General features: G+C 65.7%; 18 protein-coding genes. 8 read left to right on the top strand and 10 right to left on the bottom strand.

The window, feature by feature from the left end; all coding sequences use genetic code 11:
• Nucleotides 1-21: 21 nt before the first annotated feature.
• Genes G5S35_RS21965 through G5S35_RS21955 form a run of 3 tightly spaced genes read left to right on the top strand, consistent with a single transcriptional unit; the run spans nt 22 to nt 3,600 of the window.
• Entirely contained in the window at nt 22-975 is a 954-nt protein-coding gene (locus G5S35_RS21965; protein WP_065065357.1) for an ABC transporter ATP-binding protein, read from the top strand.
• Nucleotides 972-2,114: an ABC transporter permease gene (locus G5S35_RS21960; protein WP_074980957.1), complete on the top strand. Its 1,143-nt coding sequence runs from the start codon at nt 972-974 to the stop codon at nt 2,112-2,114. Before G5S35_RS21965 ends, G5S35_RS21960 begins: the two co-directional genes overlap by 4 nt.
• A 7-nt stretch (nt 2,115-2,121) precedes the next feature.
• Nucleotides 2,122-3,600 (top strand): efflux transporter outer membrane subunit, encoded by a 1,479-nt coding sequence (locus G5S35_RS21955; protein WP_183039006.1) that lies wholly within the window; start codon nt 2,122-2,124, stop codon nt 3,598-3,600.
• 22 nt (nt 3,601-3,622) lie between these two features.
• Here G5S35_RS21955 and tcuC read toward each other — a convergent pair whose 3' ends face one another.
• From tcuC to G5S35_RS21925, 6 genes are all read right to left on the bottom strand, one after another.
• Nucleotides 3,623-4,933, bottom strand: coding sequence for an MFS transporter (gene tcuC, locus G5S35_RS21950; protein WP_074980961.1), 1,311 nt, complete (start codon nt 4,931-4,933; stop codon nt 3,623-3,625).
• 82 nt (nt 4,934-5,015) lie between these two features.
• The gene (tcuB, locus tag G5S35_RS21945; protein ID WP_183039005.1) at nt 5,016-6,278 is read right to left on the bottom strand and encodes a tricarballylate utilization 4Fe-4S protein TcuB; all 1,263 of its coding nucleotides are present in this window, start codon (nt 6,276-6,278) and stop codon (nt 5,016-5,018) included.
• A complete protein-coding gene (tcuA, locus tag G5S35_RS21940; RefSeq protein WP_183039004.1) occupies nt 6,265-7,746 on the bottom strand; it encodes an FAD-dependent tricarballylate dehydrogenase TcuA in 1,482 nt (493 codons plus the stop codon). Before tcuA ends, tcuB begins: the two co-directional genes overlap by 14 nt.
• A gap of 141 nt (nt 7,747-7,887) precedes the next feature.
• A complete protein-coding gene (locus G5S35_RS21935; RefSeq protein WP_183039003.1) occupies nt 7,888-8,811 on the bottom strand; it encodes a LysR family transcriptional regulator in 924 nt (307 codons plus the stop codon).
• Nucleotides 8,812-9,002: 191 nt separating this feature from the next.
• On the bottom strand, nt 9,003-9,302 hold the full coding sequence (locus G5S35_RS21930) for an AzlD family protein (protein ID WP_065065340.1): 300 nt from the start codon (nt 9,300-9,302) through the stop codon (nt 9,003-9,005).
• On the bottom strand, nt 9,295-10,026 hold the full coding sequence (locus G5S35_RS21925; RefSeq protein ID WP_065065339.1) for an AzlC family ABC transporter permease: 732 nt from the start codon (nt 10,024-10,026) through the stop codon (nt 9,295-9,297). The genes G5S35_RS21930 and G5S35_RS21925 overlap by 8 nt, the downstream gene beginning before the upstream one ends.
• Before the next feature lie 404 nt (nt 10,027-10,430).
• Between G5S35_RS21925 and G5S35_RS21920 the strand changes: the two genes are divergently transcribed.
• Nucleotides 10,431-11,906 carry an amidase gene (locus G5S35_RS21920; RefSeq protein ID WP_074980965.1) on the top strand — a complete coding sequence of 492 codons (1,476 nt, stop codon included), beginning with the start codon at nt 10,431-10,433 and terminating at the stop codon, nt 11,904-11,906.
• A gap of 62 nt (nt 11,907-11,968) precedes the next feature.
• Here the strand turns inward: G5S35_RS21920 and G5S35_RS21915 are convergent, their stop codons facing one another.
• The 4 genes from G5S35_RS21915 to G5S35_RS21900 all read right to left on the bottom strand — a co-directional run bounded on the left by G5S35_RS21915 (nt 11,969) and on the right by G5S35_RS21900 (nt 16,429).
• Nucleotides 11,969-12,808, bottom strand: coding sequence for an ABC transporter permease (locus tag G5S35_RS21915; RefSeq protein WP_065065337.1), 840 nt, complete (start codon nt 12,806-12,808; stop codon nt 11,969-11,971).
• A gap of 13 nt (nt 12,809-12,821) precedes the next feature.
• The gene (locus G5S35_RS21910; protein WP_065065336.1) at nt 12,822-14,099 is read right to left on the bottom strand and encodes an ABC transporter permease; all 1,278 of its coding nucleotides are present in this window, start codon (nt 14,097-14,099) and stop codon (nt 12,822-12,824) included.
• Between the two features lie 113 nt (nt 14,100-14,212).
• A complete protein-coding gene (locus G5S35_RS21905; RefSeq protein WP_231957773.1) occupies nt 14,213-15,238 on the bottom strand; it encodes an ABC transporter substrate-binding protein in 1,026 nt (341 codons plus the stop codon).
• Between the two features lie 87 nt (nt 15,239-15,325).
• Nucleotides 15,326-16,429: an ABC transporter ATP-binding protein gene (locus G5S35_RS21900; protein WP_065065334.1), complete on the bottom strand. Its 1,104-nt coding sequence runs from the start codon at nt 16,427-16,429 to the stop codon at nt 15,326-15,328.
• Between the two features lie 177 nt (nt 16,430-16,606).
• Between G5S35_RS21900 and pdxR the strand changes: the two genes are divergently transcribed.
• The 4 genes from pdxR to ubiT all read left to right on the top strand — a co-directional run bounded on the left by pdxR (nt 16,607) and on the right by ubiT (nt 20,836).
• Nucleotides 16,607-18,145, top strand: a complete 1,539-nt coding sequence (gene pdxR, locus G5S35_RS21895; protein WP_110325665.1) for a MocR-like pyridoxine biosynthesis transcription factor PdxR — start codon at nt 16,607-16,609, stop codon at nt 18,143-18,145.
• Between the two features lie 247 nt (nt 18,146-18,392).
• On the top strand, nt 18,393-19,427 hold the full coding sequence (gene ubiU, locus G5S35_RS21890; protein ID WP_183039002.1) for a ubiquinone anaerobic biosynthesis protein UbiU: 1,035 nt from the start codon (nt 18,393-18,395) through the stop codon (nt 19,425-19,427).
• Nucleotides 19,428-19,461: 34 nt separating this feature from the next.
• On the top strand, nt 19,462-20,349 hold the full coding sequence (gene ubiV / locus G5S35_RS21885; RefSeq protein ID WP_065065331.1) for a ubiquinone anaerobic biosynthesis protein UbiV: 888 nt from the start codon (nt 19,462-19,464) through the stop codon (nt 20,347-20,349).
• Nucleotides 20,350-20,374: 25 nt separating this feature from the next.
• Nucleotides 20,375-20,836: a ubiquinone anaerobic biosynthesis accessory factor UbiT gene (gene ubiT / locus G5S35_RS21880; protein ID WP_065065330.1), complete on the top strand. Its 462-nt coding sequence runs from the start codon at nt 20,375-20,377 to the stop codon at nt 20,834-20,836.
• Nucleotides 20,837-20,929: the final 93 nt, after the last annotated feature.

The raw sequence follows: 20,929 nt of genomic DNA, 5'->3' as shown, positions 1-20,929 counted from the left end.
ATGAGCAGCAATGAGGCGGCGATGAGCGACCCGGCCCGCTACGCGATCGACGTGCGCCATCTGAACAAGCGTTTCGGCGACAAGCACGTGGTCAACGACGTCTCGCTGCGCGTCGCGCCCGGCGAGATCTTCGGCTTTCTGGGGCCGAACGGCAGCGGCAAAACCACCTCGATCCGCCTCATGTGCGGTCTGCTCACGCCCGACTCGGGCGAAGGCACCTGCCTCGGCTACGACATCGTGCGCGAGAGCGCGCAGATCAAGCGGCGCGTCGGCTATATGACGCAGCGCTTTTCGTACTGGGACGATCTCACGATCCGCGAAAATCTCGACTTCGTCGCGCGCATCTATCAGATGCCGAACCGGCGCGAAACCGTCGACCGCGCGCTCGAATCACTCGGCCTCGCCAGCCGCGCGAGCCAGCTCACCGGCGCGCTCTCGGGCGGATGGAAACAGCGTCTCGCGCTCGCGGCGTGCATGCTGCACGAACCGCAACTGCTGCTGCTCGACGAACCCACGGCAGGCGTCGATCCCACCGCGCGCCGCGACTTCTGGGAAGAATTGCATCGACTCGCCGCGCGCGGCATCTCCGTGCTCGTGAGCACGCACTACATGGACGAGGCCGAGCGCTGCCACAAGCTCGCCTATATCGCCTACGGCAAGCTGCTCGCGCAAGGCACGGCCGCCGAGGTAATCGCTTCGCAGAACCTCGAAACCTGGGCGATTCACGGCGACAAGCTCAGCGAACTCTCCACGCAATTGCGCGCGCAACCCGGCGTCGATCAGACGGTGGTGTTCGGCTCGTCGCTGCATGCGAGCGGGCGCGATCACGCCGCGCTCGCCGCCGCCATCGAACACGCCGTCAAGCACGCCGCCGCGGGCAAGCCGCTGCGCGCGGAGCGCATCGACACGGGACTCGAAGACGTCTTCATCTACATGATGAGCCACGCTCAGGATAACTATGGAGGCGCGACATGAAGTTCGCGCCCGTGTTCTCCGTCTCGCGCTGGTGGAGCATCGTGCTCAAGGAGTTTCTGCAACTCAAGCGCGACCGCGTGACTTTCGCGATGATCGTCGGCCTGCCGATCATCCAGTTGACGCTGTTCGGCTATGCGATCAACACCGACCCCAAGCATCTGCCCACGGCCATCGTGATCCACGACGACAGTCCGTTCGCGCGCAGCTTCGTCGCGGGCATGAAGAACTCGGCCTATTTCGACGTGATCGAAACGCTGCCCGACGAAGCCGCCGCGCAACACGCGCTCGCGCGCGGCAGCGTGCAGTTCGTGCTGAGCGTTCCCGTCGACTTCTCGCGGCGTCTGCTGCGCGGCGAGCGCCCTGCGCTGCTCGTCGAAGCCGACGCCGCCGACCCCACCGCCATCACCACCGCGCTCGCGGCGCTGCCGGGCCTCGTCGCGCCCGCCGCCGCGAAGGATCTCACGGGACCGCTCGCGCGCCTGAACGGCACGCCCGCCGCCTTCGACGTGCGGATCCACCGCCTCTACAACCCCGAGGGCATCACGCAGTACAACGTCGTGCCCGGCCTGATGGGCGTGATCCTCACGATGACGATGGTGATGATGACCGGCCTCGCCATCACGCGCGAGCGCGAGCGCGGCACCATGGAGAATCTGCTCGCGACGCCCGTGCTGCCCATCGAAGTGATGACGGGCAAGATCGTGCCTTACGTGGCGATCGGGCTGGTGCAGGCGAGCATCATCGTGCTGGCCGCGCGCTACGTGTTTCATGTGCCGTTCGCGGGCAGTCTCGTCGCGCTGTATCTTTCGGCGCTGCTGTTCATCGCCGCCAATCTCACGGTGGGCATCACGCTCTCCTCGCTCGCGCAGAACCAGTTGCAGGCCATGCAGCTCACGGTGTTCTATTTTCTGCCGAGCCTGCTGCTGTCCGGCTTCATGTTCCCGTTCGCGGGCATGCCGCGCTGGGCGCAGTGGATCGGCGGCGTGCTGCCGCTCACCTACTTCAACCGCCTCGTGCGCGGCATTCTGCTCAAGGGCAACGGCTGGGCCGATCTGTGGCCGTCGGTGTGGCCGCTCGCGGTCTTCACGGCGATCGTGATGGCGATCGCCGTGCGCTTCTACCGGCGCACGCTCGACTGAGACGACGATGACGACGCCCGCCCGCTCTCTTGTCCTCGCGTCGAGTTTCGTGCTCGCGGCGTGCGCCGTCGGTCCCGATTTTCACGCGCCCGCCGCGCCCGATACACCGACCTACACGCGCGAGGCGTTGCCCTCCGCCACCGCCTCCGCGCCGGGCACGGGCGGCGCGCCGCAAACCTTCGCGAGCGCCGATCACGCGCCGCGCGCCTGGTGGACGCAGTTCGGCAGTCCCGCGCTCGACGCGCTCGTCGACGAAGCGCTGCGCGCGAGTCCCACGCTCGAATCGGCGCGCGCGAAGCTCGTCGAAGCGCGCGAGAACTACAACGCGCAAGCGGGCGCGACGCTGTTTCCTTCCATCGACGCCAAGCTGAGCGGCACGCGTCAGAAAATCGACCTGGCCGCGTTCGGCATCACGCAGGTGCCGAATCCGGGCCCGTTCACGCTCTACGATGCGTCGGTCAGCATCTCCTATGTGTTCGATATTTTCGGCGCGAACCGGCGCGCGCTCGAAGCCACGCTCGCGCAAGTGAATTATCAGGAATACGAACTGCAAGCGGCACAACTGAGCGTGGCGGGCAACGTCGTCGCTGCCGCGCTGCGGCGCGCGTCGCTGCGCAGTCAGATCGACACGACGCAGCAACTGATCGACGCGCAAACGCGTCAGCTCGCGATCATGGAAGCGCGGCTCGCGGCGGGCGGCGTCGCGCGCCTCGACGTGCACAGTCAGCGCACGCTGCTCGCGCAAACGCGCGCCACGCTGCCGCCGCTCACGACGCAACTCGCGCAGACCGATCATCAACTGGCGATCCTGCTGGGCGCGCCGCCGTCGAGCGATGCCTACGCGCAAGCACGCGATGCGCTCACGCTCGACGCGCTGCATCTGCCCGACACCGTCGCGCTCACGCTGCCCGCCACGCTCGCGCGCGAGCGGCCCGACATCCGCGCGTCGGAGGCGCTGCTGCATCAGGCGAGCGCGAATATCGGCGTGGCGACGGCGAATCTCTTTCCGCAGATTTCGCTCTCGGCGAGCGTGGGTTCGGAGCGCACGCGCGTCGCCGATGTGATCGGCGGGCTGAATATCTGGAACGTCGGGCTCGGTCTCACGCAGCCGATTTTTCACGGCGGCGAGTTGCGCGCGAAGCGGCGCGCGTCGCAAGCGGCTTACGACGCGGCTTTCGCCGATTATCGGCAAACCGTGCTGCTCGCACTGCAACAGGTCGCCGATACGCTGCACGCGCTGCAGGACGACGCGCTCGAACTGCAGGCGCGCGACACGGCCGCGCGCGAGGCGCAGGCGAGCGCCGATATCGCGCGCGCCAGATATGCGGCGGGCGGTGTGAGCGAGTTCGATCTCGTCGATGCGCAGCGCCAGGCGCTGCAAACCGCGCTCGACCGCACGCGCGCGCAGGCCACGCGTCTCGCGGATACCGCCGCGCTCTATCAATCGCTCGGCGGCGCGGCGCTGCCTGGCGACGCCGCGCCATAACGCCCGTCGTCGCGATCAATATCTACGATTGTGCGACCGCGAGCGGCGCGCCGCGCCGGTACAGCGCCAGCGTCGCGCCCAGCCCGCACGCCGCCGCGAAACACAGCCAGTAACCGGGCGCGGCCTTGTCGTGCGTGACCTGAATCAGCCACGTCGAGACCGCCGGCGTGAAGCCGCCGAACAGCGCCGTCGCGAGGCTGAACGCCAGCGAGAAACCCGCGACCCGCACCTGCGCAGGCATCACTTCCGTGAGCGCGGCGACCATCGCGCCGTTGTACATGCCGAAGAAAAACGAGAACCATAGCAGCACCGCGAGCATGCGCGCGAAGCTCGCGCTCGCCACCAGCCAGGACAGCGCGGGATACGCCGTGAGCAACGCGAGCACGGTGATGCCGATGAGAATCGGCTTGCGGCCGATACGATCGGAAATCGCGCCGCCCACCGGCAGCCAGAAGAAGTTCGAGACGCCCACGCACAGCGTCACGATCAGGCTCTCGGCGGTCGTGAGCTTGAGCACGGTCTTGCCGAACGTCGGCGTATAGACGGTGATCAGATAGAACGTCGTGGTCGTCATCGCGACGAGCAGCATGCCCGCGATCACGATGCGCCAGTTGGCGAGCAGCAGCGCGAACACTTCACGCGCGCGCGGATGATGCGTGCGCGCCGCGAACGCCTCGGTTTCCGCGAGCGTGCGGCGCAGCAGAAACAGGAACGGCACGATCGCGCAGCCGATCAGGAACGGAATGCGCCAGCCCCACGCGGCAATCGCGCTCGCGCTGAGCCACGAGTTGAGCGCATAACCGAGCGCTGCCGCCACGACGATCGCCACCTGCTGACTCGCCGACTGCCAGCTGGTGTAGAAGCCTTTGGTGCCCGGCGTCGCGAGTTCGGCGAGATAGACCGAGACGCCGCCCAGTTCCGCGCCCGCGGAAAAGCCCTGCAGCAAGCGCCCAAGCAACACGAGCAACGGCGCGGCCACGCCGATGGCCGCGTAGCCCGGCACCGCCGCGATCAGAATCGTGCCGCTCGCCATGATCGCGAGCGTGACGATCAGGCCGCGTCGGCGGCCCACTTTGTCGATATACGCGCCAAGAAAAATCGCCCCGAGCGGCCGCATCAGAAAGCCCGCGCCGAATACCGCGAACGTGAGCATCAGCGAGGCGAACTCGCTGTCGGCGGGAAAGAACACGCGTGAGATCGAGGTCGCGTAAAAGCCGAACAGAAAGAAGTCGAATTGCTCGAGGAAGTTGCCGCTCGTCACGCGCAGCACGGCGGCAGCCGTCGATGCGCGCGTGCGGGCCGGGCGCGTCCCGGCGACGGTGGACGGGGTCACGATGCGTGTCTCCTTGTGGTTTTGTGGGGTGCTGCGGGTGCTGCGGGTTTTGCTTGTGCTGCTTGTTTTTCGGGGGCTCGCGTCAGTCCGATGCCGTGGCGGGCGCCTTCGCCGTACGCCTTTCGATGGCCGCTTTCACGAGCGCCGCGCTGCGAAAAATGCCGTGCGCGAACTTGCCGTAGGGCATGGTCGCGAACAGCGCCATCACCGCGCCCAGATGCACGACCAGCAGCCCGGCCATCGCGGCGGTGTCGCGCCAGGCAAGCAGCGCGAGTCCGCTTGCGCTCGTCATGATCAGCAGGGCGATGAACGCGCGGTCCATCGGACGCTGACGCAAGTCCGTGCGCGCCGGATCGCGATGCAGATTCAGCCACAGCAATCCCGATGCGCCCGCCAGCAGACTCACGCCGCCCACCGTGCCGAGCAGCACCGGCGCGCTCAGCAACGGATACGGCGCTTCCAGCCCGAACGCGTAGTGATAGAGCGTGGCGACCGCCGTGGCCGCGAAGCACAGCATGAAGCCGTAGAACGTCAGATGATGGAAGCGGCGGCGCGCGAGCGTGAAGCGGTCGTCGGCCTCGTTGCAGCCTTCGCCGTGGCCGCCGTCGAGATACTTGAGCGTGAGCGCATCGTGCGCCGCTTCGACGAGTGCGCCCGGCGTGGCGTCGCCGGTCGAGACGTCGCGCAGAAAACGCGTGACGCCGACGCCCAGCGCGAGCATCGCGAACAGAAACACCGCGCCGAACAGCGTCGCGAGCACGTTGTGCGGAAAGATCGCGTAGAAGTTGGCGCCAGGAGTCGCGCTGCCGAATGCGCGTCCGAGTGTGCGTCCGACTGCGGGACCGCCGAGCACCGCGCCCAGCGCGATGAACAGCGCAAGGCCGAGCGCCAGCGCGAACGCGACCGTTAAACCGTTGCGCTTGTAGAGCGCGCCGAACGCGCGCGGCCACGCATATTCCGTGTAAGTGTCCATGCGCACCTGCGCCATCGCCTTCGGCACGTTCACGGCGAATTCGTGCGGCGGCGCGTACTGGCACGCGTGATAACACGCACCGCAGTTGTGGCAGAGATTGGCGAGATAATTGACGTCGGCTTTCGCGAACGAGAGGCGCTTCGTCATCGCCGGAAAGACCGCGCAAAATCCCTCGCAATAGCGGCACGCGTTGCAGATCTGCATCTGCCGCGCGACTTCGCTTTCGTGCGCGGTCATGGCTTGCGGCGCGAAGCGGATCGCCTGTTCGCGCAGCGCCGGTTGCGGCGCGCCTGCGTTCGTTGCCGTGTCGGCGCGCGCGCCGGACGCGGCCAGTTCGCGCGCCTCGCGCGTCAATGCTTCAAGCTGCTGCACGTGCTGCTCCCTTCGATTCGAATGCGGCCCGCGCCGCCTGCGTGCCCGCGATGCGCCCGAACGCGGTGCCGATCGACATCCCCACGCCCGCCGTATAGCCCTTGCCGAGCACGTTGCCCGCCATCATTTCGCCCGCCACATAGAGGTTCGCGCTCGGCTCGCCGCCGAAGTGCACCTGCGCGTGCGCGTTCACCTTGAGCCCGAGATACGTGAACGTGATGCCGGGCCGCAGCGCATAACCAAAGAACGGCGGCGCGTCGAGCGGCAGCGCCCAGTGCGTCTTGGGCGGCTGCAAGTGCTCGGTGTGACAGTCGTCGAGTGTCGTGTGATCGAACGTGCCTACGCGACACGCCGCGTTATAGCGCTGCACGGTCTCGACGAAGCGCGCCTCGGGCAAGCCGAGCTGGCGCGCGAGTTCGGGCAGCGTGTTCGCCTGCACGCCCGGAAACACCGGCGGCATGAAGCGGCCCACGGCCTTCGAGTCGATAATCGAATAGCCGATCTGGTCCGGCTGCTGCGCGACGAGACGTCCCCAGATCGCGTAACGCTTGGGCCAGAAGTCCTCGCCTTCGTCGTAGAAGCGTTCGGCGTCGCGATTCACGACCACGCCCAGCGACACGCAGTCGATCCGCGTGCAGATGCCGCCATCGTAGAGCGGCGCGCGTGCGTCGATGGCCACGCAATGCGATTGCGACGGGTCGCCGATCGCGTCCGCGCCCGCCTCGATCATGTGCTTGAGCAGCACGCCTTCGTTGAAGCGCGTGCCGCGAATCAGGAAGTTGTCGGCGGGCCATTCGCCGCGTTCGTTTTGCCCCCACGCTTCGCGCAGCCACGCGCGGTTCGACTCGAAGCCGCCCGCCGCGAGCACGCAGGCGCGCGCCGCGAAACGCTGCGCGCCGCTGTACGCCGCGACGAAACGCGTGCCATCCATCTCGATGCGATCGACGGGCGTTTCATAGCGGATCTGCACGCCGAGCGCTTCGGCGCTGCGGTAATACGCGTTGACGAGCGCCTTGCCGCCGCCCATGAAGAACGCGTTGGTGCGCGCCACATGCAGCGCGCCGGAAAGCGGCGGCTGGAAATGCACGCCATGCTTGCGCATCCACGGACGACACGTCGACGACGCGCGGATCACGAGGCGCGCGAGCGGCTCGTTCGTGATGCCGCCCGTGACCTTGAGCAGGTCCTGCCAGTATTCTTCCTCGGGATAGGCGTCGACGAGCACGTCTTGCGGCGCGTCGTGCATGCAGCGCAGATTGCGCGTGTGCTGCGAATTGCCACCGCGCCATTCACGCGGCGCGCTTTCGAGCAGCAGCACCGAGGCGCCGGCTTCGCGCGCCATCAACGCGGCGCATAGCGCGGCATTGCCGCCGCCGATCACGAGGACATCGGCGACGCTATCTGCGGGGGTCGCGGTGGGGATCGCGCGGTGGGTCGCGCTTTGGATCGCGTTGGATACTTCGGCCATCTTCGTATGTCTCCTTCGAGACGCACTCTAGAGGGCACGCGCCGCGCGCGCCAGCAGGCCCACGGCAACAGGGCTTCACGATTCGTGAAGGGTCGCGGCGAAGCGCTGTGACGAACCGCTGCGGCAACCCCGACCGCGACGTTATGCGCGCAACGCAGCGCCGGGCCAGCGCCCGGCCTGCACGAGTTCGCGCGCAACGTCGGCGAGCACGACGCGGGCCGCAAGCGCGGCGGGCGAGAGTTCGTCGTCGGAAACACTGGCGAGCAGATTGGGGCGCAATGCGTCGCGGTCCGCAACGCGCACGCTCGCGAGCGCGACTGGCGCGACGCGCGCGAGGGCCGCGCCAGGCTGGATCGTCGCGGCGAGGCCGTGGCAGACGGCGTCCATCAGCACGGCGAGACCGTCGACTTCTGCGACCACGTTCGGTGCGCTGCGCGCGCGCTCGAACGCCTTCGAGAGCAGGCTGCGCAAACCATGCGACCCGCTCGGCAAGATCAGCCGCAGATCGCCGAGCTTCGCGAGCGCGACGCGCGAACCCGTCGGCATGCCCGCGAGATCCTTCGCGCCGATCACGAACAGACGCTCGTCGAGCAGCGGCATCACGCTCCAGCGCTGCGCGGGCTCCTCGCGGAAAATCACCGCGAGATCGATCTGCCGCGCGCCGAGCATCGACCCAAGATAACCCGAGAGACTTTCGACGATACGCAGACGCACATCGGGATAGCGCTCCTGCATCGCGCGCATGAACGGCACCGCGAGCACGCCGCTCGTGCTGGGCGCGAGGCCCACGCTCACCTGCCCCGAGAGGCGCTTTTCGCGCGCGGCGGCCGCGGCGGCATCGACGTGACGCAGCGCGAGCTGCGCCTGACGCCAGAATGCGAGACCCGCGTCGGTGGGCACGACGCCGCCCGAAGTGCGCTGCAGGAGACGCGTCGAGAGTTCGCTTTCGAGCCGGCTGATCTGCTGGCTCAGCGCCGAAGTGACCATCCCCAGTTCGAGCGCCGCACGGCCCATGCTGCCGTGCTCGATCACGCTGACGAAATAGCGCAGTTGGCGTAGCTCCATGTTCTCTCCGCTCGCGGCTCCGGTGGCGACAGACGCTATTGTCGATAGCGACGCCGCAAAACGCAAACACGGCGCGCAACGAAGCTGCTATGCGGACGCATCAGCAATCATTTGGCATCCGAACTATCTTGCTCGAACGGCGAGTGATTCAAGGACGGCGCGCGCTCAGCGCGACGACGCTCCCCTCACGATCAGCCGACGAAGTGCCGCAACAGCCCCGTCGCCACTACGCCGATCACCACGGTCGGCAGCAGCGAAAGCCGCATGGCGGCGGCGAGCGTGACCGCGAGGCCGAGCAGATCGGCGGGACGGCTGGAAACAAACGCGGGCGCGATCACCGAGATCAGCACGCAGCCCGGCACGTTCTGCATGATCGCCTGCATGCGCGGGCTCAGCGTGCGATCGCGCAGCACCACGAAGCCGACCACGCGCGTGGCATAGGTCGATGCCGCCATCAGCACGATGACAAGTACGGTGGTCCAGTCAAGCATCGCGCTTCTCCATGGCAACCGCCGCGAGCAGACCGGCGCACGCGCCCGCCGCAACATACCACGCGCCCGGCACGAGGCGGTACGTGACGCCCGCCACCACGAGGCTCACGAACCACGGGCTCGACGCCCGCGCGCCCTTCCACATGCCCTTGAGCAGCACGAGGAAAACGGCCGTGAAGGCCATGTCGAAGCCGTAGCGCTCGACATCGCCGAGCACCGGGCCGAGCACGGCGCCAAGTGCCGTGAACGCGACCCACGTGAGCCACAGGTTGACGGCCGCGCCGAGGTAGTAAGCGAGGCTGATCGAGTCCTGCTTGCGGCCGTTGGCGTCGGCGAGCGCGAGCGCCCAGCTCTCGTCGCACATCAGGAACAGCGCGGCCAGCGCGCGCGGCAGCGGCACGTGACGCAGGCGAGGCGCGAGCGCGGCGCCCATCAGGATATGGCGCGCGTTCACGAGCAACGACATCAGGACGATCAGCGCGATATGCGGCGGCGAGGTCCACAGACGGACGGCTGTGAACTCCGAGCCGCCCGCAAAGTTCATCCCCGTCATCATGGGCACTTCGAGGACGCTGAGGCCCTTCTGGGCGGCCTGCGCGCCCAGCACCAGCGCGAACGGCACGAAACCCAGCATGACGGGCAGCGCGGCGCGCATCCCTCGGGCCATTTCGGCGCGGACCTGCGAGCCGCGCGACGCCATCGAGGGCGAATACAAACTGCTCATTACCTTTCCTTCAACCAGATCTTCAATCAAGCGACGAGCACGAAGCCTACCGCGCCAACCGGGCGTCGGGCTTGAACGTTCCTGCGGTCGGCGTGTGGCCGTACGGCGCTCGGGGCGGCGCATATCCGGCGCATATCCGGCGCATATCCGGCGCATGGTCGGCACGAATGCGCCCTGAATACCGCCGACATGCACCCCGGCGCGCGAGAGGCGCTATTGTCGTCATCGCGCTTACAAAAAGCAAACGCCGCATATCGACGACGCACAAGCAACGCACCCAAGGCGGCAACCGCTGATTCACGCGGCAACCAGCCGTTCGCTTTCGCGCGCGCGCAGGCCAGGCGACAATAAACCGGAGCCCGCTCCAGCCGCCCATCCGTCACCATCTTCACCGAGAGTCACGCATGAATCAGGCATTGCCCCCGTCCGCCCCGCTCGCGCCCCACGACATCGTCGCCGCCGACGCGCTCGAACTCTCGCAGTGGATCCGCCTGCGCAAGGTCTCGTGCCGCGAAGTGATGCACGCCTTCCTCGACCACATCGCGCGCGTGAACACGCCGGCCAACGCCATCGTGTCGCTGCGCGAACGCGGCGCGCTGCTGGCCGAAGCCGACGAACGCGACGCGCAACTCGCGCGCGGCGAGTATCTCGGCTGGCTGCACGGCATCCCGCAGGCGCCCAAGGATCTTTCGGCGACGGCCGGCCTCGCCTCGACGCAAGGCTCGCCGATCTTCCGCAACGAAGTGCCGAAGACCGACGCGCTGATGGTCGCGCGGCTGCGTGCGCAAGGCGCGATCTTCATCGGCAAGACCAACTCGCCGGAGTTCGGACTGGGCTCGCACACCTACAACACGGTGTTCGGCACCACGCTCAACGCGTACGATCCTGGCCGCAGCGCGGGCGGCAGCAGCGGCGGCACGGCCGTGGCGCTCGCGCTGCGCATGCTGCCGGTCGCCGACGGCAGCGACATGATGGGCTCGCTGCGCAATCCCGCGGGCTGGAACAACGTGTTCGGCTTCCGGCCTTCGCAGGGCCGCGTGCCGGCCGCGCCCGCCGTCGATCTCTTCTACAACCAGCTCGGCAGCGCGGGGCCGATGGGCCGCAGCGTGCCCGACCTCGCCATGCTGCTGGCGACGCAGGCGGGCTACGACGCGCGCGCGCCGCTCTCGCTCGGCGACGATCCCGCGCAGTTCACGGCGCCGCTCGCGCGCGAGTTCGGCGGCACGCGCATCGGCTGGCTCGGCGACTACGGCGGCTATCTGGCGATGGAAGACGGCGTGCTCGCGCTCTGCGAGACGGCGCTCGGGGACTTCGGCGCGATCGGCTGCTCGGTCGAGGCCGCGCGCCCCGACTATCCGATGGAGAAGCTCTGGGAATGCTGGCGCACGCTGCGCCATTTCTCGGTCGCGGGCACGCTCGGCGCGCTCTGGCGCGATCCCGCGAAGCGCGCGCTGCTCAAGCCGGAAGCGCAATGGGAAGTCGAAGGCGGCCTCGCGCTCTCGGGCGAGGACGTGTGGCAAGCCTCGGTCGCGCGCAGCCAGTGGTACAACGCGCTGCTCGCGCTGTTCGAGCAGTACGACTACCTGGCGCTGCCGAGCGCGCAGATCTTCCCGTTCGATGCGAACGAGCATTGGCCGAAGTCGATCGCGGGCCGCGCGATGGACACCTATCACCGCTGGATGGAAGTGGTGATCGGCGCGAGTCTCGCCGGGCTGCCCGTGGTGAGCGTGCCGGCCGGCTTCAACGCGCAAGGGCTGCCGATGGGTCTGCAACTGATCGGCAAGCCGCGCGCGGACTTCTCCGTGCTGCAACTGGCGAACGCCTATGACGAAGCGACGCGCTGGGTGAAGCGGCGCGTGCCCGCGAGCGTCGCGGTTTAAACACAACGAGTGGACAAGAAAAAAGCGGCGCATCTGCGCCGCTTTTTTTGAGCCGAAGGACTTCAGGCCTTGATCGCACGCGCCGCATTCCTGCCGCGCAGCCATTCGAGCGCCAGCAGCAGACAGGTCGAAAACACGATCAGGATCGTCGCGAGCGCGGCAATCGTCGGACTGATGTTTTCGCGGATGCCGGTGAACATCTGGCGCGGCAGCGTCGTTTGATCGGCGCCCGCGAGGAACAGCGTGACGACCACTTCGTCGAACGACGTCGCGAACGCGAACAGCGCACCCGAAATCACACCCGGCGCGATCACGGGCAGCGTGATGCGGAAGAAGGTCGTGACCGGATTCGCGCCCAGCGAGAGACTCGCGCGCACGAGATTGTGATTGAAGCCCGCGAGCGTGGCCGACACCGTCGTCACCACGAAGGGCACGCCCAGCGACGCGTGCGCGAGAATCAGCCCGATATACGTGTTGGCGAGGCCGAGCGGCGCGAAGAACAGATACATGCCCACGCCCACCACCACCACGGGCACGATCATCGGCGAAATGAGGATCGCCATCAGCAGCGACTTGCCGCGGAAATCAGCCTTGTTCAGACCGATGGCCGCGAGCGTGCCGAGCACCGTGGCCACCACCGTCGCGAGCGGCCCGACGATGAAGCTGTTCTTCGCGGCCATGCGCCACTCGTCGGACATCACGAGGTTTTCGTACCAGCGCAGCGACCAGCCCGGAATCGGATAGACGAGAAACGTGCTCGACGAGAACGACAGCGGCACGATCGCCAGCACGGGCAGGATCAGATACAGCAGCGTGAGCACGGCAAGGCCGCGCAACGTGAAGTACCAGATGCGTTCGATGCCCGAGGTATGCGGCGCAAACAGCGGTTTCGCGAATTTCATGACGTGGCCTCCGTTAGCCGAGGCTCAGGTTCGTGCGCGTGAAGCGCACGTAGACGAAGTACAGCACGGTCGTGGCGGCGAGCAGCAGCGCGCCGAGCGAGCACGCCATGCCCCAGTTGATCGACACGTTCGTGAAGTACGCCACGTAGTAGCTCACCATCTGGTCGGCCGGACCGCCGAGCAGCGCGGGCGTGATGTAGTAGCCGATCGAGAGGATGAAGACGAGCAGCACACCCGCGCCGATGCCCGGATAGGTCTGCGGCACGTACACGCGCCAGAAGGCCGCGAACGGATGGCTGCCGAGCGAGACGGCCGCACGCTGAAACGTCGGCGGAATCGATTTCATCACGCTGTAGAGCGGCAGCACCATGAAGGGCAGCAGAATGTGCGTCATCGAGATATAGACGCCCACGCGGTTGAACAGCAGCGCGAGCGGCGACGAAATGATGCCGGTGCCGATCAGCGCCTTGTTTACGAGCCCTTCGCTTTGCAGGATCACGATCCACGCGGCCACGCGCACGAGAATCGACGTCCAGAACGGAATCAGCACGAGGATCATCACGAGATTCGCGCGGCGCTCGGAGAGCGTCGAGATCCAGTAGGCGAGCGGATAGCCGAGCGCGAGCGCGAACAACGTGACGAACACGCTGATCACGAAGGTGCGGCCGAAGACGGCGAGATAGATCTGCTGCTCGGGATCGGCGGCCACGATGCTGCCGAATGCGTCCTGCTTGTGATCGAGCGACGCGAGCAGATAGAACGGCGAATAGCGGCCGCTGTTCTTCGCGATGGCTTGCCAGTACGCGACGTCGTTCCAGCGGTCGTCGAGTTCGACGATTTTGGCGCGCGTCTGTGCGGGCGTGAGTGTGAGCGGCTTGCCGTCGTCGTCGGCGAGCGGCATGGCGCGCGCGGTCTTGGCGACGAGCGAGCGGTAGCCCGCGATTTCCACGTTCAGGCGGCGCGCGAGCGCGCCCATGGCGTCGCCGTCCTGCACTGCGGTGAGGTCCTGCGCGAGCGCGGCATACGCCGCGTCGGGCGGCGCGCTCTTGCGGTCCCAGCCGTGCAGCGCCGCGACCGTGTGCGGCAACGCGGTGGCCACTTCGGGATTCTGCACGGCGCGCGTGAGCAGCGCCGCGATCGGCACGACGAAAATCAGCACCAGAAAGATCGCCAGCGGCGCGATCAGCAGCAGCGCCATCGTGCGTTTCTTCGCCTGCGCGAGGCGCAGCTCGCGCTTGAGGCGCGCGCTCGATTCGCCTGCGTTGTCGGCGACTTGGGTCGCGGTCGTCATCGTTGTCACATCAAGTCTCCTGCACTGCCTCCGTTGCCGCGCGGCGCGCCCCGCGAAAAACGAGGCGCGCCGCGCAACGGATACTTCAACGGTTCATGCGTCGATTCAGGCGCTTACTTCGCGGCCCACGATGCGAAGCGCTGCTCCAGTTCGTCGCCGTGGTCGGTCCAGAACGTGAGGTTCTGCTGCACCGCGTTCTTGCCGTTGGCCGGCGAGTTCGGCAGGTTTTCCAGCGTCTTCTCATCGAGCGCCTTGATGGCGTTCTGGTTCACCGGACCGTAGGCGATGTGCTTCGCGTACTCCTGCTGCGGCTTCGGCGAGAGCGTATAGGCGATGTACTTGAGCGCGGCGTCCTTGTTCGGCGAGCCCTTCGGAATCGCCCAGTAGTCCAGATCGTAGATGCTGCCGTTCCAGACGACCTTGAGGTTCTTGCCTTCGCGCTGCGCGGCGTCGATGCGGCCGTTGAAGGCCGTGGACATCACCACGTCGCCGGCCACGAGGAACTGCGGCGGCTGTGCGCCCGCTTCCCACCACTGGATGTTCGGCTTCAGTTCGTCGAGCTTCTTGAACGCGCGGTCCTGACCCGCCTTCGTCGAGAGCACCTTGTAGACGTCCTGCGGCGCGACGCCGTCGGCCATCAGCGCGAATTCGAGGTTGTACTGCGCGCCCTTGCGCATGCCGCGCTTGCCCGGGAATTTCTTCGTGTCCCAGAAGTCGGCCCAGCTCGTGGGCGCGGTCTTGAGCTTGTCGGCGTTATAGGCGAGCGCCGTCGACCACACGAAGAAGCCCGCGCCGCACGGCTGCTGCGCGGCCTTGATGAAGTCGCTCTTGTTGCCGAGCTTGGACCAGTCGAGCTTTTCGTACAGGCCTTCGTCGCAGCCGCGCGCGATGTCGCCCGTTTCGACTTCCACCACGTCCCAGTTGACGTGCTTCGCCTCGACCATCGCCTTGACCTTGGCCTGCTCGCCGTTGTACTCGACGGTGGTGATCTTGGTACCCGATTGCGCCTGGTACGGCTCGTTGAAGGCCGCCTTCTGCGCGTTGCCATTCGCGCCGCCGAAGTTCACGACCGTGAGTTCCGCCGCGTGCGCCGCGCCGAACGAGAGTGCGAGCGTGGCCGCGACCGCCGCAACGCGCATGTTGCCGATCTTCTTCATGGTGAGTCCCTTCTCCTTGGTGGTTGTCTTGCCGGGCCCTTCAGCACGCAAGGCGTGGCCCGGTCGTCTTCACGCGAACACGCGCAGATGTTCGGGCGCAAACTCGAGCGCGACCGGCTGACCGGGCGCGAAACCGGCGAGCGCCGCGGTGCCGAGCGGCACCTTCACGAAGCACTCGTCCTGCTGGGGCAGACCGCAGCGCATGCGCACGTGGTCGCCGTAATAGATCAGACTGCGGGCCTCGCCCGCGATGGCGTTCGCACCGTTCAGCGCGCCATTCGACAAGCCGTTCGCGGCGAGCTTCATGCGCTCGGGACGGATGCACGCGATGGCGTCGGCGCCCGCCTGCGCGCCCGCAACGTTGCGGCCCTTGAGACGCGTGCCGTCGGCCAGATGGATTTCGCAGAACTCGCCTTCGACGGAGGCGATCTTGCCGCGCAGGCGATTGCTGTCGCCGATGAAGTTCGCGACGAACTCGTTGCACGGCGACTCGTACAGGCGGTCGACGCTGTCGAGCTGCTGCACGATGCCTTTGTCGAACACCGCGACGCGGTCCGACATCGTGAGCGCCTCGCCCTGATCGTGCGTGACGTAGACGAAAGTGACGCCAAGCTTCTCGTGCAGCGACTTCAGTTCGTACTGCATATGTTCTCGCAATTGCTTGTCGAGCGCGCCGAGCGGTTCGTCCATCAGCACGAGCTTGGGCTGGAACACCAGCGCGCGCGCCAACGCGATACGCTGCTGCTGACCGCCCGACAATTGCGCCGGGTAACGCTTCGCGAAGCTTTCCATGCGCACCATCTTGAGCGCATCGTTCACGCGCGCGGCGCGCTCGCCGGCGGGCACCTTGCGCACGCCCAGCGGATACGCCACGTTCTGCTCGACCGTCATGTGCGGGAACAGCGCGTAGTTCTGGAACACCATGCCGATGTCGCGCTTGTGCGGCGGCACGTTGTTGAGCAGCTTGCCTTCGAGACGGATCTCGCCGCCGGTGGGAAACTCGAAGCCGGCGAGCATCATCAGGCACGTGGTCTTGCCCGAGCCGGACGGCCCCAGCAGCGTCAGGAACTCGCCCTGATAGATGTCCAGATCGAGTTGCTTCACGACCAGCGTTTCGCCGTCGTAGGTCTTGCGCACGCCGCGAAAGCTGACGATCACGTCCGAGTGCTTCATCGCCCAGTCTCCTGTCTCTATTCCCGTATTGCCGCGAGCCCGTATTGCCGCGAACCGCCGATCCGGCGCGATTAAATAAATTCTGTCGCTTGCATTAACCAGATCTGACGTGCGGATTACTATAGTCTGTCCCGGCTCTATCCAATGGAGCCATTTCATTATTCCTGATGGAACCACTTGGTCATGGTCATCTTGTCCGACTGGCTGGCCGCGCAGCTTGACAAAAACGACGTCGAACCCGTCTACCGGCAGCTCCTGCGCCTGATGCAGCAGGCCATTCTGACCGGAAAACTCGCGCCCGGCACCAAGCTGCCCAGCTCGCGCACGCTGGCCGGCGATCTCGGCATCGCTCGCAATACGGTGCTGCACGTCTACGACCAGTTGAGCGCCGAAGGCTACGTGCTCTCGACCACCGGCAGCGGCACCTATGTGGCCGACACGCGCCCGGATTCCGCCGCGGTCGGCCCGCGCGCGACCGCGGCCACGCCGGACGGCGCCGACGCGTCGGCCGCGAATGCCGCGAATGCCGAACCGGCGGCGTGCCCGCGCGGCGACATGTCGGTGCGCGGGCAGCGCCTGATCGACGAAGCGGGCGTCTCCGCCAAGCAATGGGGCGCGTTCATGCCCGGCGTGCCGGACGTGGCCGAGTTTCCCGCGCGCACCTGGAGCCGCCTGCAATCGCGGCTCTGGAAGTCGGCGAGCCACGATCTGCTCACCTACGCGCCGGGCGGCGGCTATCGGCCTTTGCGGCGCGCCTTGTCGGACTATTTGCGCGTCGCGCGCTCGGTGCGCTGCACGCCCGACCAGATCATCATCACCACGGGCATTCATCAGTCGATCGATCTCGCCGTGCGGCTGCTCGCCGACCACGGCGACCGCGCGTGGGTCGAGGAACCGTGCTACTGGGGCGCGCGCAGCGTGCTGCAGGCCTCGGGCATCAAACTCGCGCCGATTCCTGTGGATGCCGAAGGATTGAATCCGCGCGAATCGGACCTGCGCCATCCGCCGCGCATGGCGCTCGTCACGCCGTCGCATCAGTATCCGCTCGGCATGGTGATGAGCCTCGCGCGCCGCCGTACGCTGCTCGAATACGCGCGCCAGCACAAGGTCTGGATCATCGAAGACGATTACGACAGCGAGTTTCGCTACGGCAGCCGGCCACTTGCGTCGCTGCAGGGGCTCGACGAATCGGATCGCGTGATCTATGTGGGCAGTCTCGGCAAGCTGCTGTTTCCGGGTTTGCGCGTGGGCTATATGGTGGTGCCGGAACGACTCGCGGCGACCTTTCGCACCGGTGTGGCGGAACTGTATCGCGAAGGTCAATTGATGCAGCAGGCCGTGCTGGCCGAATTCATCATGGACGGCTATCTGACTTCGCACGTACGCCGCATGCGCACGCTCTACGGCGAGCGTCGGCAATTGTTGATCGATGCCGTGACGCGGCATTTCGGCGACGCGCTGCCCGTGATGGGCGACGAAGCCGGTCTGCATTTCGTGCTCAGACTGCCGGATCATTGCGACGACCGCGTGGTGACGGCGGCGGCCTATGACGCGGGCGTGATCGTGCGGCCGCTTGCTTCGTATTATCTCGGCAAGCAGCAACGCAAAGGATTGCTAACCGGTTACGCATGCGTGCCGCACGAGCACATCGAGCCAGCGTTCGACACGCTCGCGCGCGTGATCGAGAAACATGCGTTCGGGAAACGTGCGGCGTGAAGCAAAGCGAAGTGAAGTGAAGCGAAGTGAGGTCAGAAATCGCGGTATATCTATACCGTTTTGTCTTTTCATCGATATCAAAACGGTAATTTCCCTTCGTGCCGTAGTTGCCTATATTCATTTTCAACCCAACTCCATAAAAGCATTCGTCGATTACGCGGCGCCGCTCGTTGCCACTGGAAATCAAGTGGCGACGTGACGCACCGCACTGAATTCACGCCTGCTTTTGCCTTGAGTGAAGTCGAAAATGCATTTCCCCAAAGACGCTCAACCGGACCCGTCGCCGATCGAACTGGTCTGCCCCGCCGGCAATCTTCCCGCACTGAAGATCGCGGTCGACAATGGCGCCGACTGTGTCTATCTCGGCTTTCGTGATGCGACAAACGCACGCAACTTTTCCGGGCTGAATTTCACGCGCGAAGCGATAGAAACCGGCATTCGCTACGCGCATGCGCTCAAGCGCAAGGTCTTTCTCGCGCTCAACACCTATCCGCAACCGGACTCGATCGCGAACTGGCACAGCGCCGTGGATGCCGCCGCGGATCTCGGCGTCGATGCCGTGATTCTCGCCGACCCCGGTCTCATGCGTTACGCCTCGCGACATCACCCGGGGTTGCGATTGCATTTATCGGTGCAGGGATCGGCGACCAATCATCAGGCGGTCAACTTCTATCACGAGCAATTCGGCATTGCGCGCGCGGTTTTGCCGCGCGTGCTGTCGCTGTCGCAAGTCGAGCAGTTGATCGGCGAAACGCCGGTCGAAATCGAAGTATTCGGTTTCGGCAGTCTGTGCGTGATGGCGGAAGGCCGTTGTGCGCTGTCGTCGTATGTGACCGGCGAATCGCCGAATCTGAACGGCGTGTGTTCGCCCGCGAAAGCCGTGCGCTGGTTGCAGACGGCGGGGGGACTCGAATCGCGGCTCAACGGTCTGCTGATCGACCGCTACGACGTCAATGAAAAGAGCGGCTATCCGACGCTGTGCAAAGGACGTTTCGTGGTCGAAGGCGAAGCGTATTACGCGATCGAAGAACCGACCAGCCTGAACACGCTCGAACTGCTGCCGAAGCTGATCGAGATGGGCGTACGCGCGGTGAAAATAGAAGGACGGCAACGCAGTTCGGCGTATGTCGAACAAGTCACGCGTGTCTGGCGCGAAGCGATCGACCAGTGTTTGCGCGACCCGCTGCGCTTTCGCGTTCAACCCGACTGGCAGACGGATCTTTCGCGGCTTTCCGAAGGACATCAGCAGACTTTGGGCGCACTGCATCGCCCCTGGAAATGAGTCATTGCCACGCGCATCGCACGGAGCGTCAATCTTGAAGATCTCGCTTGGACCCGTTCAATATTATTGGCCGCGCACGACATTGCTCGCGTTCTACGAGCGCGTGGCGACCCTGCCGGTCGATATCGTCTACCTCGGCGAAGTGGTGTGTTCGCGCCGCCACGAAATGCGGTTTTCGGACTGGATGGACGTTGCCGCACGCTTAACCGATGCGGGCAAGGAAGTCGTACTGAGCACGCAAACCTTGCTGGAATCCGGCAAGGACATGCGCGTGCTTGCGGACATCGCGGATAACGGCCGCTACGGCGTCGAGGCCAACGACGTGGGCGCCGTGCAGCGTACGCGAGGAAAGCCCTTCGTTGCAGGCGCATCGCTGAATATTTTCAATCCGCCGACACTCGACATCTTCGCGGAGGCAGGTGCAAAACGCTGGGTGGCGCCGCACGAAATGCATCAGTTCGATTTGCGCGCGTTGCAGCATGCGCGACCGGCCGGCATGCAAACCGAGGTGCTGGCTTATGGACGTTTGCCGCTGGCGTATTCCGCACGCTGTTTCAGCGCACGCAACCGCAATTTCCCCAAAGACAATTGCCAGTATGTGTGCAAAGACTATGCCGACGGCATGCTGCTGGAAACGCGCGAATTGCAGCCGCTTTTCGTGCTCAACGGCATCTCCACGCAGACCGCGCATATCTACACGCTGATCGACGAAATCGGCACGATGAAAAACATGGGCGTCGATATCGTGCGCATCAGTCCGCAGCAACATCACACCGAAGAACTTGTGTCGCTCTTTCACCGCGTCATTCGCGAGCCGTCCGAATCCGCGGATGCCTTGGCGCACATGCTCCCCTTGATGCCCGCCGCGCCGTGCAATGGCTATTGGCATTCGAAACCCGGCTTCGAATTCGTTCGATCCTGAATGGATGCCGTGCAGAGGACCTGAAATGAATGAACTGTTTCATCGCATTCCGTCGCCCGTCAAGCGCATGCTGTCGCTGTTACCCGCGTATCCCGGCACGATACTGTTCGCCAGAGCGCTGAATCTCGCACTTCGCCCCCATCTTCCCGGCGATCTGAAATCGTCGATCGAGGGGCGCGCGCTGCGCATCGACGTGAAAGATGCGGGCCTCGTGCTCGATTTCATGTTTCGGGCGAACGCCTTTCATGCGTTGCGCTCGTCCGGGCAACCCGATCTCGTCATTAGCGCCGTTGCGCGCGATTTTTTCGCGCTCATGCGCCGTAAAGAAGATGCCGATACGCTTTTTTTCAGCCGCCGTCTCGTGATGGAAGGCGATACGGAACTGGGCGTGTGCATCAAGAGTTCGCTCGATTCGATCGAATGGCCGTGGTTCGAATTTGAGCGAGTGTTGGGACGCATTCGCGGCAAGGTGGCGGGAAGCCCGTGAAGGTTCGAAATGCAGTGACGTGGTGTATTGCTGCAATGGCGCAAACCCGGCCCATTGCACGCACAGGAATAAAAAAGCGCGCCTCACAAGGGC

This window comes from Paraburkholderia tropica (assembly GCF_014171495.1).
Taxonomy (GTDB): domain Bacteria; phylum Pseudomonadota; class Gammaproteobacteria; order Burkholderiales; family Burkholderiaceae; genus Paraburkholderia; species Paraburkholderia tropica.
Note: the sequence above shows the minus strand (reverse complement) of the source record. Positions and strands in the feature narration are given on the sequence as shown.

Excerpts from the sequence above, each read along its gene's own strand:
- G5S35_RS21915 (WP_065065337.1), bottom strand. The coding sequence starts at position 12,808 with ATGAAATTCGCGAAACCGCTGTTTGCGCCGCATACCTCGGGCATCGAA.
- ubiU (WP_183039002.1), top strand. The coding sequence starts at position 18,393 with ATGCATTTCCCCAAAGACGCTCAACCGGACCCGTCGCCGATCGAACTG.
- G5S35_RS21930 (WP_065065340.1), bottom strand. The coding sequence starts at position 9,302 with ATGCTTGACTGGACCACCGTACTTGTCATCGTGCTGATGGCGGCATCG.
- G5S35_RS21925 (WP_065065339.1), bottom strand. The coding sequence starts at position 10,026 with ATGAGCAGTTTGTATTCGCCCTCGATGGCGTCGCGCGGCTCGCAGGTC.
- G5S35_RS21900 (WP_065065334.1), bottom strand. The coding sequence starts at position 16,429 with ATGAAGCACTCGGACGTGATCGTCAGCTTTCGCGGCGTGCGCAAGACC.
- G5S35_RS21955 (WP_183039006.1), top strand. The coding sequence starts at position 2,122 with ATGACGACGCCCGCCCGCTCTCTTGTCCTCGCGTCGAGTTTCGTGCTC.
- tcuA (WP_183039004.1), bottom strand. The coding sequence starts at position 7,746 with ATGGCCGAAGTATCCAACGCGATCCAAAGCGCGACCCACCGCGCGATC.
- G5S35_RS21935 (WP_183039003.1), bottom strand. The coding sequence starts at position 8,811 with ATGGAGCTACGCCAACTGCGCTATTTCGTCAGCGTGATCGAGCACGGC.
- G5S35_RS21905 (WP_231957773.1), bottom strand. The coding sequence starts at position 15,238 with ATGCGCGTTGCGGCGGTCGCGGCCACGCTCGCACTCTCGTTCGGCGCG.
- ubiT (WP_065065330.1), top strand. The coding sequence starts at position 20,375 with ATGAATGAACTGTTTCATCGCATTCCGTCGCCCGTCAAGCGCATGCTG.
- G5S35_RS21960 (WP_074980957.1), top strand. The coding sequence starts at position 972 with ATGAAGTTCGCGCCCGTGTTCTCCGTCTCGCGCTGGTGGAGCATCGTG.
- G5S35_RS21965 (WP_065065357.1), top strand. The coding sequence starts at position 22 with ATGAGCGACCCGGCCCGCTACGCGATCGACGTGCGCCATCTGAACAAG.
- G5S35_RS21910 (WP_065065336.1), bottom strand. The coding sequence starts at position 14,099 with ATGACGACCGCGACCCAAGTCGCCGACAACGCAGGCGAATCGAGCGCG.
- G5S35_RS21920 (WP_074980965.1), top strand. The coding sequence starts at position 10,431 with ATGAATCAGGCATTGCCCCCGTCCGCCCCGCTCGCGCCCCACGACATC.